The organism is uncultured Lamprocystis sp. (assembly GCF_903933125.1).
In the GTDB taxonomy this organism is placed as follows: Bacteria; Pseudomonadota; Gammaproteobacteria; order Chromatiales; family Chromatiaceae; genus Thiodictyon.
In genome coordinates this window covers 1-17,087 of the sequence record NZ_CAIZIZ010000387.1, presented here as the reverse complement: position 1 = coordinate 17,087, position 17,087 = coordinate 1, and the positions used below count along the sequence as shown (strand labels likewise).

Annotated in this window: 16 protein-coding genes; 10 read left to right on the top strand and 6 right to left on the bottom strand. The window is 65.2% G+C overall.

Going from position 1 to position 17,087, the window contains the following annotated elements:
• Window positions 1-392: 392 nt before the first annotated feature.
• On the top strand, window positions 393-1,001 hold the full coding sequence (locus QZY03_RS20585) for an STAS-like domain-containing protein (RefSeq protein WP_295584116.1): 609 nt from the start codon (window positions 393-395) through the stop codon (window positions 999-1,001).
• 100 nt (window positions 1,002-1,101) lie between these two features.
• On the opposite strand, the gene lpdA is transcribed toward QZY03_RS20585, so the two are convergent.
• From lpdA to QZY03_RS20570, 3 genes are all read right to left on the bottom strand, one after another.
• Window positions 1,102-2,538: a dihydrolipoyl dehydrogenase gene (lpdA, locus tag QZY03_RS20580; protein WP_295584114.1), complete on the bottom strand. Its 1,437-nt coding sequence runs from the start codon at window positions 2,536-2,538 to the stop codon at window positions 1,102-1,104.
• Between the two features lie 116 nt (window positions 2,539-2,654).
• The gene (locus tag QZY03_RS20575; RefSeq protein WP_295584112.1) at window positions 2,655-3,965 is read right to left on the bottom strand and encodes a DUF418 domain-containing protein; all 1,311 of its coding nucleotides are present in this window, start codon (window positions 3,963-3,965) and stop codon (window positions 2,655-2,657) included.
• Entirely contained in the window at window positions 3,962-5,257 is a 1,296-nt protein-coding gene (locus QZY03_RS20570) for a glycerate kinase (RefSeq protein ID WP_295584110.1), read from the bottom strand. The genes QZY03_RS20575 and QZY03_RS20570 overlap by 4 nt, the downstream gene beginning before the upstream one ends.
• Before the next feature lie 122 nt (window positions 5,258-5,379).
• Here QZY03_RS20570 and QZY03_RS20565 point away from each other — a divergent pair, with 122 nt between their 5' ends.
• The gene (locus tag QZY03_RS20565; RefSeq protein ID WP_295584108.1) at window positions 5,380-5,889 is read left to right on the top strand and encodes an N-acetyltransferase; all 510 of its coding nucleotides are present in this window, start codon (window positions 5,380-5,382) and stop codon (window positions 5,887-5,889) included.
• A 68-nt stretch (window positions 5,890-5,957) separates the two neighbouring features.
• Here QZY03_RS20565 and QZY03_RS20560 read toward each other — a convergent pair whose 3' ends face one another.
• On the bottom strand, window positions 5,958-6,359 hold the full coding sequence (locus QZY03_RS20560; protein WP_295584106.1) for a hypothetical protein: 402 nt from the start codon (window positions 6,357-6,359) through the stop codon (window positions 5,958-5,960).
• A 191-nt stretch (window positions 6,360-6,550) separates the two neighbouring features.
• Here QZY03_RS20560 and QZY03_RS32210 point away from each other — a divergent pair, with 191 nt between their 5' ends.
• From QZY03_RS32210 to QZY03_RS20550, 3 genes are all read left to right on the top strand, one after another.
• Window positions 6,551-6,934 (top strand): double zinc ribbon domain-containing protein, encoded by a 384-nt coding sequence (locus QZY03_RS32210; protein WP_363168801.1) that lies wholly within the window; start codon window positions 6,551-6,553, stop codon window positions 6,932-6,934.
• A 12-nt stretch (window positions 6,935-6,946) separates the two neighbouring features.
• On the top strand, window positions 6,947-7,276 hold the full coding sequence (locus tag QZY03_RS32205; protein ID WP_363168803.1) for a hypothetical protein: 330 nt from the start codon (window positions 6,947-6,949) through the stop codon (window positions 7,274-7,276).
• A 74-nt stretch (window positions 7,277-7,350) separates the two neighbouring features.
• Window positions 7,351-7,671 (top strand): hypothetical protein, encoded by a 321-nt coding sequence (locus QZY03_RS20550; RefSeq protein ID WP_295584104.1) that lies wholly within the window; start codon window positions 7,351-7,353, stop codon window positions 7,669-7,671.
• 115 nt (window positions 7,672-7,786) lie between these two features.
• Here QZY03_RS20550 and QZY03_RS20545 read toward each other — a convergent pair whose 3' ends face one another.
• Complete coding sequence (locus tag QZY03_RS20545) at window positions 7,787-9,049, bottom strand: hypothetical protein (RefSeq protein ID WP_295584102.1); 1,263 nt, start codon at window positions 9,047-9,049, stop codon at window positions 7,787-7,789.
• Window positions 9,049-9,831 (bottom strand): zinc ribbon domain-containing protein, encoded by a 783-nt coding sequence (locus tag QZY03_RS20540; protein WP_295584100.1) that lies wholly within the window; start codon window positions 9,829-9,831, stop codon window positions 9,049-9,051. Before QZY03_RS20540 ends, QZY03_RS20545 begins: the two co-directional genes overlap by 1 nt.
• Window positions 9,832-10,012: 181 nt before the next feature.
• On the opposite strand from QZY03_RS20540, the gene QZY03_RS20535 reads away from it, so the two are divergent.
• From QZY03_RS20535 to QZY03_RS20515, 5 genes are all read left to right on the top strand, one after another.
• Window positions 10,013-10,141, top strand: a complete 129-nt coding sequence (locus QZY03_RS20535; RefSeq protein WP_295584099.1) for a hypothetical protein — start codon at window positions 10,013-10,015, stop codon at window positions 10,139-10,141.
• Window positions 10,142-10,187: 46 nt separating this feature from the next.
• Complete coding sequence (brxF, locus tag QZY03_RS20530; RefSeq protein ID WP_295584097.1) at window positions 10,188-10,703, top strand: BREX-3 system P-loop-containing protein BrxF; 516 nt, start codon at window positions 10,188-10,190, stop codon at window positions 10,701-10,703.
• Window positions 10,704-10,720: 17 nt separating this feature from the next.
• The gene (locus QZY03_RS20525) at window positions 10,721-14,470 is read left to right on the top strand and encodes a DUF6079 family protein (protein WP_295584094.1); all 3,750 of its coding nucleotides are present in this window, start codon (window positions 10,721-10,723) and stop codon (window positions 14,468-14,470) included.
• A 4-nt stretch (window positions 14,471-14,474) separates the two neighbouring features.
• Window positions 14,475-16,277, top strand: a complete 1,803-nt coding sequence (locus QZY03_RS20520) for an RNA-binding domain-containing protein (protein ID WP_295584092.1) — start codon at window positions 14,475-14,477, stop codon at window positions 16,275-16,277.
• A partial coding sequence (locus tag QZY03_RS20515; RefSeq protein ID WP_295584090.1) for a DNA methyltransferase occupies window positions 16,274-17,087 on the top strand: 814 nt, incomplete at its 3' end. The genes QZY03_RS20520 and QZY03_RS20515, both read left to right, overlap by 4 nt.

The following is a 17,087-nucleotide window of genomic DNA, read 5'->3' as shown; positions in this document are numbered from 1 at the left end:
GGCGGGACGCCGCTCCCACGAGGGACTTGCATCTTCCGGGGTGGCTTAATGTTCCTTCTATGGCCGTTAGCCGGTCCGGCGAGCAGGCACCACTGATTCTCTTTAAGATCTCGGGAGTCGCCATCGGCTAAAGCCTCGACCTCCAGTTGCGGACAGGCCGTCGCTGGCCGGAACGATGCTCAAGGCCCCAGCGCGCAACCGGGCGCGCGTCCCACGGCGGGGCGCCGGTGGGGGCGAGTTGGTCATGCTACTCCTTGTCGTGGCCCGCGGGCGGGGCTAGTAAGACCAGCCAATCCCGGTCGATTCGTCGCCACCTGATCGATGCCGTCAGGGCCGGGCGAGCGGACATCGTCGCCGAGACCTGCGAGCAATTCGGCATCACCCGTCAGGCTGTGCACCGGCATCTGACCCATCTGACCCGCGAGCGCTTTTTGGAGGCTGTCGGGACGACGCGCGGTCGCACGTATCGCTTAGGACCGAACCGCTGGCAGAAAGGTAACTACGCGCTCGGTGCCATCACCGAGGATCGCATCTATGCCGGCGATTTGGCATTCAGCCATACGGACGCGTCTGACCGGGATTGCCTGGTGCATCTCGAAGGCGCAACGGAGGGGACCACGGTCGGCATGTACCTCTCGCCCAAGACCGAGCGCATACTGGCGTCCGTTTTCGACGAATATACCGATGCCGATACGCTGGACTTCTCCAAGACGGTTGTGCCGATCCGCCTGGCACTGTACGAAGGGGAGCAACTCGTCTCCCGCTCCCAAGCCAAGCGGATCATGAATCGTGTCGAGCGCTTCCGCAATGTCGTATTGGACTTTGCGGGCGTGGATATGGTGGGCCGATCCTTTGTCGACGAGATATTCCGAGTGTTCTCGCAGCGTCACCCGGAGATCGTGATCGCACCGATCAATATGAATGCGCAGGTACAACGGGAGGTGGGCCGTTTTTCCGAAACGGATGGCTCTTCCCGAAACGGCCGACAGGACGATGGGTAGCCCGTAGGTTGGGGTGAGGAACGAACCCCAACGGCCGGCGGCGGGGATGTTGGGGTTCGTTCCTCACCCCAACCTACGGTGCGGCGATCATCCGGCCGACTTAGCGTTTCTTCGGCGGCATCAGGTCGGTAATGGAGCCGTGGGCCATCTCGGCGGCGAGGCCGATGGTCTCGTTGAGTGTCGGATGGGGATGGATGGTCAGCCCCAGGTCTTCCATGTCGGCACCCATTTCCAGGGCCAGCACCGTCTCGCCGATCAGTTCGCCGGCATTCACGCCGACGATGCCGGCGCCCAGGATGCGATGGGTCTGGGGATCGAACAGCAGCTTGGTGAGACCCTCGTCGCGGTGGATGCCCAGCGCCCGGCCGCTCGCGGCCCAGGGGAAGACGCCCTTTTCGTAAGCGATCCCCTGTTTCTTGGCCTCGGTCTCGGTTAGCCCCATCCACGCGACTTCCGGGTCGGTGTAGGCGACCGAGGGGATGGTCAAGGGGTCGAACAGGGCCGGCAGTCCGGCGATGACCTCGGCGGCGGTCTTGGCCTCGTGGGTGGCCTTGTGCGCCAGCATCGGGTTGCCCACCACGTCGCCGATGGCAAAGATGTGCGGGACATTGGTACGCATGTGTCCGTCGACCGGGATAAATCCCCGCGCGTCGACGATGACGCCCGCGGCTTGCGCGTTCACCGACTGGCCGTTGGGCCGCCGGCCAACGGCTACCAAGACCTTGTCGTAGGTCGCCTCACCGGGGTGCTTGCCGTCGAATACTACCTTGATGCCCTCGGGGGTCGCGTCCATGGCGGCGACCTTGGTCTCCAGCAGGATGCGGTCGTAGCGCGGTTTGATGACTTTTTCGAAGGCGCGGACCAGGTCGATATCGCAGCCGGGCATGAGCTGATCCTGCAACTCCACCACCTCGATGCGGGAACCCAGGGCGGCGTAGACGCTCGCCATCTCCAGGCCGATGATGCCGCCGCCGACGATCAGCAGGCGTGCCGGGATGTCGCGAATCTCCAGGGCGCCGGTGGAGTCCAGCACCCGCGGGTCGTCGTGGGGAAAACTCGGAATGCGCACCGGGCTCGAGCCGCAGGCAATGATGCAGTGTTCAAAGGTGACGTTCACCCGGCCCTCGGCGGTCTCGACGCTCAACTGATACGGGCCTTCCAGTCGTCCCTCGCCGGTGACAATCTGCACCTTGCGCTGCTTGGCCAGGGCCGCCAGTCCGCCGGTGAGGCGGTTGACCACCGCTTGTTTGCCCGCGCGCATCTGGTCGAGATCGATCTGCGGCGGGGCGAAGGTCACGCCCATGGTGCCCAGCGACTTGGCCTCCTCAATGATGGCGGCGGCGTGCAGCAGCGCCTTGGAGGGGATGCAGCCGACGTTCAGGCAGACGCCGCCCAAGGCGTTGTAGCGCTCGATCAGCACCACCCGCTTGCCGAGGTCCGCGGCGCGGAAGGCCGCGGTGTAGCCGCCGGGTCCGCCGCCGATGATCGCCACCTCAGTGCTGAGGTCCTGGGTTGGGGTCTGGTTGGTTTCGCTCATGTTCGCTCTGCAAGGTGAGTTGGTTAGGGGTCCGGGTGTCGGTGCGGCGTGAAGGCGCGCGATCCGGACTGACGGATGGTATCGGTTGGGGGGATTATCGCGGATTTGACCCTCAGTCACGTTGCGGTGTTCGGTCCAGCCGCGACGCGCAGCGGCCGGAGATGCCCGTCGGTCAATGATCGCCATACCCATTCCAGGGGCCCGTAGCGGAAACGCCGCAGCCACAGCAGGCTGAACAGGACCTGGAACGCCGCGACGGCAAGGAAGATCAAGGCCAGTTGCCACCGCTCCAGACGCCCGAAGAGCGCGAATCCGAACCCGTAGAACAACGTGATGCCGATCACCGTCTGGGTGATGTAGTGAGTCAGCGCCAGGCGTCCGGTGGCGGCCAGTGCGCCCGTCAGCCAGGCGGCGCGGCCCCACCGGCACAGCAGTCCGATCAGGCCGACATGACCGAGCGCCACCGGCAGGCGCCCGAGATCCAGGTCGCCTTGGGCGAGCCCGGCCAGGATCAGCGGGTCGAAACCCAGACGATAGGCCTGGTAGACATCGGCCCCGCGCAGCCAGCCTCCCACCCCGAACCCGAGCAATGCGAGCAGCCAGTAGAGCGCCGCCGGGCGCTGTCCGGAGAGGACTCCCCAGCGGTACAGTGCCATGCCGATCAGCATCATGCCGCCGATCTCATAACCATGCCGCTGATAAAAGACGGTGGACTCTTGGGCCGCGACCTCCGCGGCCTGGGCGGCGAAGAGGGTCAGGTAGCCTGAACGGTAGGTTTGGATGTCCTGTTCCAGTTGCAACCGCAGCCAGCCCAGGAAGCGGGCGGCCTCCGCCGGGTCCGCGCCGGCCCCGCTCACGGCGGCGGCGAGGTCGGGTGACTCGGGCAGGCCGCGCAGCCAGTCGATAACTGCCGGCCACTCGATCGTCAGGTCCGCAACACCTTGGAGCACCACTCCGATCAGGAACAGCGCCAAGGCCGGCAGGCGCCGCAACGGGAAGAGAAAGAGTCCAAGCAGCCCGTAGGCGTAGAGCACGTCGTGCGGCCACAGCAGCAGATAGGCATGGATCAGGCCGAACACCATCAGGATCAGGTTGCGCCGATAGAAGCGGTCCACCAACGCCACCCCGTCGCGGGCGAGCCGGGCCTCGTCCAGGTAGATCAGCGCGCTGGCCCCGAACAGCATGGAGAAGACGCCGCGCACGGCGCCCTCCATGTAGACCTCGGTCGAGGCCCAGAGGGCGAGATTCAACGGGCTTGCGGTGCCGAGCAGGGTCGGCAGGGCATTGGCCCCATAGGGCAGACCGAAGGCGCCGACCCCGATCCAGAAGACGCCGAGCACGGCAAAGCCGCGCAAGGCGTCGATCTGGGCGATGCGGCCGACCTCGGGAAGACGCATGGACGGTGCCGTGGGATCGGCCGCGGTCATGCTCGGGTCACCAGGATCGCGCGAAAATCGTTGACGTTGGTCAGGGTCGGGCCGGTGATCACCGAGTCGCCGAGAGCCTGGAAAAAGCCATGCGCGTCGTTGTCGGCGAGGCGTTCGCGCGGTCGCAGGCCCAGTGCCGCGGCGCGGACGAGGGTGTCCGGGGTGAGGCTGGCGCCGGCGATCGCTTCCTGACCATCCATCCCGTCGGTGTCGCCCGCCAGGGCATAGACCCCGGGCCGGCCGGCGAGCGCCACCGCCAGGGCCAGCAGGAACTCGACATTGCGTCCGCCGCGCCCCTGGCCGCGGACCGTCACCGTGGTCTCGCCGCCGGAGAGCAGCACACAGGGCGGCGGGATCGGCTGGCCGTGCACCGCCACCTGCCGGGCGATACCAGCCATGACCGTGCCCACGGTGCGCGCCTCGCCTTCGATGCTGTCGCCCAGAATCAAGGCCGCGAGGCCGGCCTGACGTGCCACCGCGGCGGCGGCTTCGAGTGCCATTTGGGGCGTGGCGATCAGTTTGACCTCGCCCGCGGCGAGGCGCGGGTCTTCGGGCTTGACCGTCTCGCCCGCGCTGCTCGTGAGGAGCGCGCGCGCCGCGGCCGGTACGGCGATCTCATACTGGTCGAGGATCCGCAGGGCGTCCGCGCAACTGGTGGGATCGGGGACCGTCGGACCGGACGCGATGTCGGTGGGATCATCGCCCGGTACGTCGGAGATCAGCAGCGTCAGGACCCGTGCCGGGTGGCAGGCCGCCGCCAGGCGTCCGCCCTTGATCGCGGAGAGGTGGCGGCGCACGCAGTTCATTTCGGCGATGGTGGCGCCGCTCGTGAGCAGCGCCTGGTTCAGCGTCTGTTTGTCCGCCAGCGTCAGGCCCGGCGCCGGCGCCGTCAGCAGGGCGGAACCGCCGCCGGAGAGCAGACACAGCACCAGATCCGCGCGGTCGAGTCCGTGCACCAGGTCGAGGATGCGGCGGGCAGCCACGCTGCCCGCGGCATCCGGTACCGGATGGGCCGCCTCGATGACCTCGATCCGCTGGCAAGGCACACCATAGCCGTAACGCGTGACGACCAGACCCGTAAGATGACCAGCCCAGTGCTGCTCCACGGTCTGGGCCATCGCGGCGGCCGCTTTCCCGGCGCCGATGACGATCAGCCGCCCCGCGGGCGGGTCCGGCAGATAGGGCGGCAGACAGCGCGCGGGCTGGGCCGCGATGATCGCCGCGTCGAACATGTCACGCAACAACGCCTTGGCGTTGACTGCACTTGGCCCAGTGATCCTGTTTGCGGTCATCTTGGTATACTGCCTGATCTCTCGAACGCGGTCGCCTGCTCCATGTTCCGCACTGTCGTCTTACGGGTCTTCATCCTGGCCGCGCAACGCGCAATGACACTGGCCGGGCAGGGGGGCGGGGGTTGAGTTCCGAACCGCTTGAGTTCATCGCGTGCGACGCCTTGAGTGCGGGAGAGGCGCGGACCATCGCCGCCATCCTCGCCGGCAGCGACCCCTGGCTGACTCTGGGCTACAGCGCCGACGCGCTGGCGCGCGGGCTCCAGCTCACCCACCCGGACCTCACCCGCTATCTGGCGGTCCGCAATGGGGCGATTCAGGGGCTCGTTGTCGTCCGTTATCCCTGGCTGCGCGGGGCCTACATCGAGCTCTTCGCGGTCTTGCCGGGCGCTCAAGGTCAGGGGGTTGGCCGCGCCGTCCTGACGTTTCTCGAGCGGACCTACCGCGGCCGGACTTTGAACCTCTGGCTCTTAGTGTCCGGTTTCAATGCAGGTGCCAGAGTCTTCTATGAAAAACAAGGTTTTCGCCCCGTCGGCCTGCTCACGGACCTGGTGATCGCGGGACAGGATGAGGTGTTGATGCGCAAAGTGATTCAGGCCCATTCGACGGCTGCGCGTCAGACGCCACCTGCCTGACCCGCGCAGTGAGGCGGTGGTCGGCGGCTCAAGCCAAGCCGGCCGCTCCTGGCGCTGACCCGCATCCGCTAGACCTTGGCACCTTCCTTGCCGGTCAGCGCGCGCGCGATGGCGCCCACCAGGCATCCGAGCTCCTCGGCGGTGATGACCGTGAGGATTCGCTGGAGCAACTCCTGGGGCAATGCGACAGCGATCCCGCCGCCGTTCGGAAGTTGAATGACGATTCCGTTGCCGTCGCCATCCTGGGCCGATTGGGGCAGACTCGTGGAATAAACTGACTGTTCGGCGGAAAACAGCTCGTCGTAGACCGCCTCGATGCGTTCGGCCAGTTCGTCGTCCAGGCCAGCCTCATCGACCACCACCAGGGTTTCCAGGTTTCCGGGCTCGAGGGTCCAGGCCAGGCCCTGCGCGGTGAGAAAATCCTGAAAATGCTTGCGGGGCGCCTCTTGGAAAAAAACATACTCCAGCATGATCGGACAACCTCCTGTGAACCTATCATCGTACTGACGCGGACGCTCATCAGGCCGTCATGGCGGGATGCGCATCCGCGGCGCGCGTCCTTAGTGTAACGTAACGCGACCCGTTCCTGATCGCGCCCGCGGTGGTATTGTCCCGGCAGCGAGTCAGGTAATGATTCAACAAAGGCTTATGATGGTCCTTGATGCAAAGCGCGTCTTCTGGTTTCCACTTCCAGCCCGGTCGTCTGCTCGCCGTCCTCTTCCCGCCGACCTGCATCTTATGTGGAGCGCCGGGCGCGGAGGGGCGCGACCTGTGCGCGGGGTGCGCGGCGGAACTGCCTTTCAATCGGCACAGTTGTCCGCGCTGCGCGGTGCCGTTCGACCAGTCGACGCCGGTTGCCGCACTTTGCGGGGCCTGCCAGCGGCGTGCGCCTCCCTTTGAGCGCGTATTCGCCGCCTTGCGCTATGAGACTCCGGTCCCGAGCCTGGTGGCGGATGCCAAGTTTCGCGGGCGCCTGAATACCGCCCGTCTGCTTGGCGATATTCTGGCGGATGGGGTGCGTGACCAGGACGCGCCCTTGCCCTAGGTGCTGCTGCCGGTGCCCTTACATCCGCGGCGGTTGGCCGGACGCGGCTACAATCAGGCACTGGAGATTGCCCGCGTGGTTGGGCAGGCCCTGACCATACCGATTGCGGCCCGGTCGTGTCGGCGCATTCTGGCGACCCCGCCCCAGGCGGGGCTGGACGAGCCGGCGCGCCGCCGCAATCTCCGCGGCGCCTTCGTGGCGCAGACGCCGCTGCCTTGGACGCACGTGGCGATCGTCGATGATGTGATGACCACCGGGAGCACCGTGAGCGAGCTGGCGCGCGTGCTGCGCCGGGCCGGCGCGGTCACGGTCGTGGTCTGGGCCGTCGCGCGGACGGCATGATCACGACAACGATTGTAGTCGTTGTTTAACGTGTTTCTGAATCGTAATTAACCGGGAGAACGGTGTTTCCTGCCATGAAATTTCCCCACCTGCCGCTGGGGCAGCGGTTTGTCTATCAGGATGAGCGCTATACCAAGACCGGCCCGATGACCGCCAGCCGTGAGCGCGACGGGGCGCAACGCATGATCCCGCGTTCGGCCGCCGTGTTGCCCGGCGACGCGGCAACCCGCGAAGCGCCGGCCGCAGCAGACCCGGGCGGTGCCTGGCAGGCCGCGTTGAACGCGTACGAGATGGCGTTACGCCGCGGGTTGGGACCGCTCGACCTGGACTTGGAAGAGCGGTTCGAGGCGAGCCTGGCGACGGCCCGGGCGGTTTTCATCGCCGCTATTCGGTGAGTTCCGGACACTGGTGGCGCATTGCGCCTACGCGGGCGCATCCGCAGCATCGGCTTGGCTCAGACCCTGAATGGCTCACGCCAAGGCGCCAAGACGCCAAGGGTTCGCTGGCGGCTCACCGCGTGGCCTTCTGAAACAAGCGCAGCGCATCGATGTCGCGCTCGATCGCGGCGACGGCGCTGCGATAGGCCGGGCTCTTGGTGTCCTGGAAGGCCGCGGCGAAAGCGGCGGCGTTCATGCCTTCCGGCAGCCGGTCGATGGCGGGCATGAGATCGTCCGCGGTGAATCCCTCGCGGGCGGCGGCCTGGACGGCTTGGGCGTCCTGGCGTTTGCCGGTGGCGAGATTGGCGAAGCGAGTCCCGGCCCGGTCCGCGGCCAGGTCGGCAAAGCTGAATCCGCTGCCCCCGCGGGAATCCGCGATCTCTTTGTAGAGCCCCACCAGGTCCGAGAGCGCGGTTCCACCCTGGGCGGCGAGGGCCGCGGAGGTCATGAAATGCTGCGCCAGGTCGCGGCGGCCAAGCAGCGCAACCGGACGAAAGCGGGTACGGGCGGAGCGGGCGTCGGGCTGGCCCGGATCGCGGATGTGCTGTTGGTTCGTGTAGGCGGCGAGGGCGAGGATCGCCGCCCGGCTCTCCGCGGCCGGATCGGACTGAGACGTGCCTTGGGAGGCATCCTGGGCCGCGGATAGAACCACCGAGAGCAGGTCAGCCAGCACGATCGTCGGCGGCTTGGGATGGGCGGCCGCGTAGCGGACCAGCACGTTCTGATAGGTGAGAATCCGGTCTCGCTCATCCGCCGAGACCAGACCGCTGCCCAGATTGGCCAAGGCGTCGCGGTGCCACTCGTAAGTGAGTAGCGCCAAATCCGGTTGCAGATCCACATGGTGCAGCAGGTGGGCCTGGTCCAACGCATTCACCAGACGCTCCGCGATGGTCTGGACCAGGTTCTCGGGCAGTGGCAGACCCGCCAGGCGCGCCTGTTCGATCCGGGGCAGGCGCTCGCCCCCGGCCAGGCTCAGGTCCAGATTCATGAAGCGCTGCTCAGGGTCCCAGGGGAGTCCCAGCGACGCGGCCACCTGCGCGCCTTCCGCCGTCAGCCGCACGTCGACACGGCCTTGGCCGACCTTGTCGATCAAATAGTTGCCGATGATATTGGCCTCGCGTTCCGATAGCGTCAGGGTGATTCGCTCCCCGTCGCGCAGACCCTGCGGCTTGGCGGCGACGAGCCACTCCCGTGCCCAGGCCTGCTCGGCCGTGCTCAGGGTGCGGTCCTCCGGGACCAGCGGCCGGCTGTCCAGGAACACCAGGACCACCAGTGCGGCCAGCCCCAGCAGGGTGAGGGTCAGCAGCCAGCTCATGACTTTGATCAGTAGGCTCATCACGGTGTGCCCGGTTGGGTGGCGCGCAGGTACTGCAACTGGCGCCACCAGAGTCGGGCACCCCAGAGCAGCGCCAGCCCCATGATGAGTGCCCCAAGCAGGTGACTGGTGCGGGCGAGTTGGTGGTCCAGATGAAGCAGCCCGGTCTCACCCAGCAGGTATTCCCAGTCGTGGAAGCCATAGGGCGAGGAGTGCCCGACGTTGCCGCCCACCAGCGGCAAAACGCCGGCGCGGGCGTCGTTGATGTAGGGGGCGATGTCCAGAAAGTTCTCGCCGAACCACCACAGGGCGGCGGATGCGCCGAAGGGGTCACGGGTCTGCACCAGCAGGACACCGCAGCAGATGGCCGGCATCAGCAGTTGACCCAGAGTCCCGCCCAGTGAGGTGAGGTAGTCGCCGAACGGGCGGAACAGAATGTGCCCGAACTCATGAAACGGCAGGTTGACGTTGTGCAGAAAGGACGCCCCGACGCCGCCGCTCTCCACCGATGTGAACATCAGCGACAGTCCCCAAACCAGGAGCACCACCCACAGCAGACCGCGGGCACTGAGGCTCAGCCAGTCGCCGCCGGGCTCGGCCGGGAAGATCAATGACCCCCGCCGCTCGGACGCGAGCGGGGTCAGGGTCGACAGACGCGCATCGACCCGCCCCGGCGGGGGCGCGGGACTGTCCTCATCCGGTGGACGTGGGTGATACTTGTAATATTTGGCAAAGACGATGCCGCAGCGGCAACAGATGGCGTTCTGCGCCGACTGTTCGGCGCCGCACTTGGGGCATTGCATCGGAACGGCCCGCACCGTGGCGCTATCGTGTGATTTCGGGGGGATTCATGGTGCCAGTCTAGCGCGTCGCACGCGTGTCGCACAGTTCGGTGCGGGAACGCTGCGGTTCGTCGTGGAGGGGGCCGGGACCGGCGCGCTATACTGACAGGCCTGACTAGAGGAGCTTTCGACGGAGGTTCCCATGCGCCAATGGGCCTTCCAGGATGCCAAGGTGCACGGCCTGACCATGGCCACTCGCAACCTGACCGACTTCCACCTGCCGTTGCTGCGGGTCGTCAATCCCTGGGGTGAGCCTCCCGCGGCGGACTGATGGGAAGCGAGAGTCCCCGAAGCGAACCTAAGGAGCCACAGGAACAATGCTCACGCGCCTGGAACGGCTGGTTGACGATCTTGCTGCCCTGCACAGCAAGCTTGTTCTGCTGGCAGGTCCGCCCGGGAGCGGCAAGACCGCCCTGCTGCGGGCCTTCGGCGACCACACCGGGGCCTCGATCCTGAGTCTGGGTGCGGCGTTGGGCCGACGGCTTGCCGCGGTCCCCCACCGTGAGCGCCAGCTCCAGACGGGCAGTCTCCTGCGCGAGATCGTGAAGCCCCATTGCCGCGGCGATCTGCTGCTGATCGACAACATCGAGATCCTGTTCGATGCCTCGCTCGCCCTCAATCCGCTCGATCTGCTCAAGCGCCAAGCCCAGGCCCGGCGGGTTGTTGCGGTCTGGCCGGGGGCGTTGCGACAGGGCGGCACTGACCCGGTAGGCGGCACCGGGGCGGGACGCCCCGGCGCCTTTCAGCCGCGCCTGACCTATGCGGAGATGGGGCACCCGGAATATCGCGACTATGGCCTCGACGGTGTGGTCGTGCTCGACCTGAATCAATAGAAAAAGGACAGGAACGCATGCGCTACGGGGATCTCATCCAATTCGAGCCGATCGAGTCGGTCATTCAACTGCTCGACGCGAACCTCCCCGACGAGGGCCGGAAGCTCGTCTCGACCTATGTCATCTCCGACGACATGGCCGAGCGCATCGCCGGGGCCATGATCCCGCAGCTCTCTTTCGACGAGTCCGTCGACCACAAGGGCGTGCTCGTCGTCGGCAACTACGGCACCGGGAAATCACACCTGCTGTCGGTGCTCTCGCTGGTCGCGGAAGACGCCGCCTACCAACCGATGCTGCGCCACCCCAAGGTCGCCGCGGCGGTCGGTGCGATTGCCGGCCGGTTCAAGGTCCGCCGCACCGAGGTGTCCAGTGAGATGTCGCTACGCGAGATCGTGACGCGGGAGCTGACCTCCTTACTCGATCAGATCGGCGTGGACTACCGCTTCCCACCCGCCGATCAAGTGGTCAACAACAAGGCTGCCTTCGAGGCGATGATGGCCGCTTTCGACGAGGTCTATCCGAACCAGGGCGTCCTGCTCGTGGTCGACGAGTTCCTGGAGTTCCTGCGTTCGCGCAAGGATCACGATCTGGTGCTCGATCTGTCCTTCCTGCGCGAGATCGGCGAGGTCTGCAAGCACCTGCGCTTCCGCTTCGTGGCCGGTGTCCAGGAGGCGGTCTTCGACAGCAGCCGTTTCCAGCATGTCGCCGACAGCCTGCGCCGGGTCAAGGATAGATTCACCCAGGTGCTGCTCGCCCGAGCGGATGTGAGCTTCGTGGTCGCGGAACGACTGCTGAAAAAGTCCGCCGACCAGCAGCACAAGATTCGCACCTATCTGACGCCCTTCGCCCGCTGCTACGGGACGATGAACGAGCGGATGGATGACTACGTCCGCTTGTTTCCCGTGCATCCGGACTATATCGGTACTTTCGAGCGCTTGATCTTCACCGAAAAGCGCGGCGCCCTCGTTACCATCCGGGACCAGATCCAAGCCATGCTTGCGGATGAAGTCCCCACCGACCGGCCCGGACTGCTCGGGTATGACCGCTTCTGGGACACCGTCACGGCCAACTCGGTACTGCGTGCGGACCCTGCCATCGGTCCCGTGGTCAAGGTTTCTGATGTACTGACCGGACGGGTTCAACAAGCCTTCACCCGCCCGGCCTACAAGCCGCTGGCCCTGCGGTTGATCGCCGCACTGGCGGTGCACCGGCTGACCACCGGCGGCGACATCTATGTCCCCATCGGGCCAACGGCCGAGGAACTGCGCGATACCCTGTGCCTGTACCAGCCGGGCATTGAGGACATGGGCGGCGACCCGGCAGCCGATCTCCTCTCGCTGGTTCAGACGGTGCTCCGCGAGACCCTGAAGACCGTCAACGGACAGTTCATCTCTAAGGCGCCAGGCACCGATCAGTATTACCTGGATCTCAAGAAAGACATCGACTACGACGCGCAGATCGAAAAGCGCGCCGATGCCCTGTCCGATGATGCGCTGGACCGGGCCTACTTCAGCGCGGTGCGCCAGCTCATGGAGCGTACCGACGAGACCACCTACGTCTCCGGCTTCCAGATCTGGCAGTACCAGATCGAATGGCAGGAGCGGCGGGTCGAGCGTGTCGGTTATCTCTTCTTCGGCGCCCCCAATGACCGCCCCACGGCCCAGCCGCCGCGGGACTTCTACATCTACTTCATCCAACCCTTTGACCCCCCAAAGTTTCGTGATGAACACCTGGCGGACGAGGTGTTCTTCCGCCTCAAGGGGCTCGACGAAGACATCAAGCACCACCTGGCGACCTATGCCGCGGCCCTGGATCTTGCCTCCACGGCCAGCGGCAACCCCAAGAACATCTATCTCTCCAAAGCCGCGGACGCTCTGAAGGCCATGAGCAAGTGGCTACAGGAAAAGCAGATGACCGCCCTGGAAGTCACCCACGGGGGCAAGACCAAGCCCCTTGCCGACTGGGTGCGCGGCGTCTCCATGCGCGACAAAGCCCGCCTGGGGGCAGACGATCGCATCAACTTCCGCGATATCGTCAATGTGGTTTCCGGGCTCGCACTCGGCCAACAGTTTGCCGACCTCGCCCCCGAGTATCCGACCTTCTCGCTGCTGGTTACCGAGACCAACCGCAAGCAGCTCGTAATAAGCGCGCTGCGGTGGCTGGCCGGCGGCCCCCGAACCAAAGACGCCGTGGCGATCCTGGACGCCTTGCTTCTGCTCGCAGGCGACCGCATCGACGCTGGTCGATCACCCTATGCCCAAGAGGTGTTGACCCGCCTCAAGGCCAAGGGTCACGGCCAAGTGCTCAACCACGGCGAGCTGCTGACCGGCGCCTACGGAGCCGAGCATTTCGCCCCCGCCCGGTTCCGCCTGGAGTCGGACCTGTTCGCGGTCGTCCTGGGCACCCTGGTCTACAGCGGCCACTGCGTGCTCGCCATCACCGGCGACAAGATCGACTCCGGAAAACTTGCCCAACTGGCGGAACACTCGCTCGACGAACTGAAGGCGTTCAAGCATATCGAGGCCCCGAAAGCACTCGACGTGGAGGTCTTGCGCGCGCTGTTCGAACTGCTGGGCCTGTCACCCGGCTTGGCCCAACTGGCGACCCAAGGTTCAGAGGAGCCCGTCAAACAGTTGCAACAGGCCGTCGGCGAGCTGGTCAACCGCGGCCTCAAGGCGACAACCGACATGCAAGGCCGCCTGGCCTTCTGGGGCCAGTCACTGCTGCGCGATGAGGAGTTACGCGACTGGCGCGCTCGACTCGACATACTCAAGACCTTCACCGAGGCCCTCTCGCCCTACAACACCGTCGGCAAGCTCAAGAATCTGCGCATCGGCTTGGAAGACGTCACGGCCCAGAAACAGAACCTGGATGTGCTGTCCGCCTGCGAGGCACTGCTGCTGCTGGTCGCCGAACTGGGTCCCACGGCCGCGTATCTGTCCCAGGCCGAGATCGTCCTACCGGGCGACCACCCATGGATCGCGCAGGCGAGGACCGCCCGCGCCCTGATCCTGACCCCGGTGGGGCAGGCTTCCAGCCTGCCTTCCAACCTCCAAAGAGGCTGGCTGGAAGCCAGCCCCACAAGACAAGCCTTGGTGAAATTGAAGAAAGACTACGTGGCCGCCTATATCGCGAGCCACAGCACAGCGCGCCTGGGTGTCGCGGCAGACAAGACCAAGACCGCCCTGCGCAAAGACACCCGGCTGGTCGCTCTGCGCGCCTTGGCGGGTATCTCACTGATGCCGACCAGCCAGCTCGCCGCCTTTGATGAGCGGTTGGCGAATCTCAAGAGTTGCTACCAGCTCACCGAGTCCGAATTGGTCGCAAGCCCTATCTGCCCCCATTGCAGCTTCAAACCAGCCAACGAATCCCTTGCCTTCGGTCCTGCCGCCAATGCCCTGACCAAGCTCGACGATGACCTGGACCGATTGCTTGCCGCCTGGCAGCAGACCCTGCTGGACAACCTCACCGACCCGATCATCCAGGCCAACTTCACCCTGCTCAAAGCGACCGACCGACACATCATCGAGTCATTTCTCGACGCCCAAGCCCTACCGGAGCCGATCCCCCCAGGGTTCGTGGCCGCGGTCCAAGAGGCCCTATCGGGGCTGGAACCAGTGACCGTGACCTTCGATGCCATCAAGCAGGCGCTACTCGCGGGCGGCTCGCCTGCCACGCCGGACGAACTGCGCAAGCGTTTCGAGACCTTCATCAATGACCGCTGCAAGGGCAAGGACGCCGGTAAGCTGCGGTTTGTGGTGGAGTGATCGGATGAACCAGGACGACTTGCTCGTCCGTCTGCGGGGCTTTGAATGGAACGACTTCGAGTGTAAGAAGGCGTCCCGTGGAGTCCCGGACGATGCCTACAAAACGGTCGCCGCCTTCGCCAACACGGCGGGCGGCTGGCTGGTATTTGGCGTCAGTGAGCACAACGGCCAGCTTGAAGTCACCGGCGTAGACGAACCCGACCGGGTGCAGAACGATTTCTTGAGCACCCTGCGCAGCGGCCAGAAGCTCAACCAGATCATCCGTATCGAGGAACAGCGTTACAGCATCGACGGCAAGACCGTGTTCGTGTTTCATGTCCCCGAGAGCCCCCGCTTCGACAAGCCCATCTATTTGAAGGGCGATCCGCGCCAGACCTATATCCGCCGGGGTGCCGGCGACGAACAATGTACCGCGCGCGAGTTGGGGCGCTTTCTGCGCGACCACGACATGCAATCCTTTGACGGTGAATTGCTCGCTGATCTCGACGTGCAACGCTGCTTCGACGAGGACACCGTTCGTTGGTACAAGGCCCAGTTTTTGCTGCGCAACCCCGATCAATCCGACATCGCCGACCCGGTGGCCTTCCTGCACCACTGGAACTACGTCACCGAACAGCAAGGGCAGATGCGCCCCAGTCGCGCCGGTGTCTTGCTCTTCGGCAAACGCCAGTACGTTGAGCAAGTCCTGCCGCGTCCCGTACTGGACTATCAGCGCATCGACACCGCGTTCGATAACTGGTCGGCCGATCAGCGCTGGCATGATCGCTATGTGTTTGAAGAGAATATCTTCTCGACGTGGCGCGGATTGGTCGCCCGCTATATGCGCATTGCCGAGCATCCGTTCTCGCTCGATCCCACGACCCTGCGCCGTAACGACGATCCGCCCGATTATGTCGCCTTCCGCGAGGCGGCCATCAACCTGCTGGTGCATCAAGACTATGGTGACCCCGGCCGCAAGGCGGCGATCAAACTGTTCAACGACCGAACCATTTTTTGGAACCCCGGCGATGCCTTCCCTGCCACCGCTGCATTGCTGGAGCCCACCGAAAAGGATGTGCGTAATCCTGCCCTGATCAAAGCCTTCCGGCGTATCGGCCTGTCCGATCAAGCAGGCACCGGCATCCGCGCCATCTTCCGCAACTGGCACGAGTTGGGCCGCGTGCCACCGCAGATCCGCAACGATAAGGCATCCAAAGAATTCGAGCTGGTGCTTGTCAACAAGCCATTACTCACCGTGGCCATGCAGCGCTTTCGGCAGTCCCTGGGCGTCGACCTCTCCCCGGAGCAGGCCGATGCTCTGGCGCTGGGATTGGAAAAACCGGCAGGCGAGTCGCTCAGTCTGACCGACATTCGCGGTCTCGGGCTCAGTACGACCCTGCAGGCCAAGGTGCTGGCCGATCGCTTGGTGGCCCAGAAACTCCTGGAATCGCTGTCCGAAACGCGGTTCCAGGTGCCTGCGCCGATTCGCCAACGCTTTGACTTGGCGACTGCACAAGTCACCGAACAAGTCGGGACCAAGTCGGGACCAAGTGAGGACCAAGTCGGAATCTGGACCCAACTGACCGCAGAGCAGCAGGGACTCCTGACCAAGATGCACGCAGAGCACGCCATCACCGAGCTCATGGATTTGGTCAAGCGCGTCAACCGCACCAAGTTCCGTGATCAGTGCTTGACGCCCCTGCTAGAACATGGGCTTGTGACCATGACCATTCCAGACAAACCGCAAAGCAGCAAGCAGCGCTACCGCCTGACCGAGCGCGGGACAGCCGTACTCGCCGGGCAGCAACAGAAGGACAAGAACCCATGAACGACCTGTTTGACGGCCAGGGCGCCGCGGCCGGCGGTCCCGTCGACTGCCTGGGCCAGACCTTCCCGAGCGACGCGACACGCCGCGAGCACTTTCTCGGGCTCCTGCGGGAGCGGCTCAAGGATCCCGAGTTTCGCAAGATCGAGGGGTTTCCGATCGGCGCTGACGCGGACATCCTGGCCATGTCAGACCCACCTTACTACACCGCCTGTCCTAACCCCTTCCTTGAAGCCTTCGTCCGGCACTACGGGCGACCGTATGACCAGGAGGTTCCGTATCGCCGTGAGCCGATGACCATCGATGTCTCGGTTGGCAAGACGGACCCGCTCTACAAGGCCCACGGCTACCACACCAAGGTGCCGCACCTGGCCATAGCCCCGTCCATCCTGCATTACACCGAACCCGGCGATCTCGTGCTCGACGGCTTTGCCGGCTCCGGTATGACCGGCGTCGCCGCCCAATGGTGTGCAGTGGCGCCGGCATCCTGCCGGCGCGAACTAGAATTGGAATGGAAGAAACAAGGCAAGGAGCCTCCGAAATGGGGTTCGCGCCGCGTCATCCTGAACGACCTGTCTCCGGCGGCTACCTTCATCGCCGCGAACTACAACCTGCCATTCGACGTGGGCGCCTTCGCCGCCGCTGGTCGCAAACTGCTCCAGGAGTTGGAGAATGAACTGGGCTGGATGTACGAGACCCTCCATGTGGAGCTGGCTTCCAGCCGGCTAAAACAACTCACCGGCTTTGCCGTTGTGGACCCGGCTCCCCATGTGGGGCCGGCTTCCAGCCGGCCTTCCATAGGGAAAGCAGGCC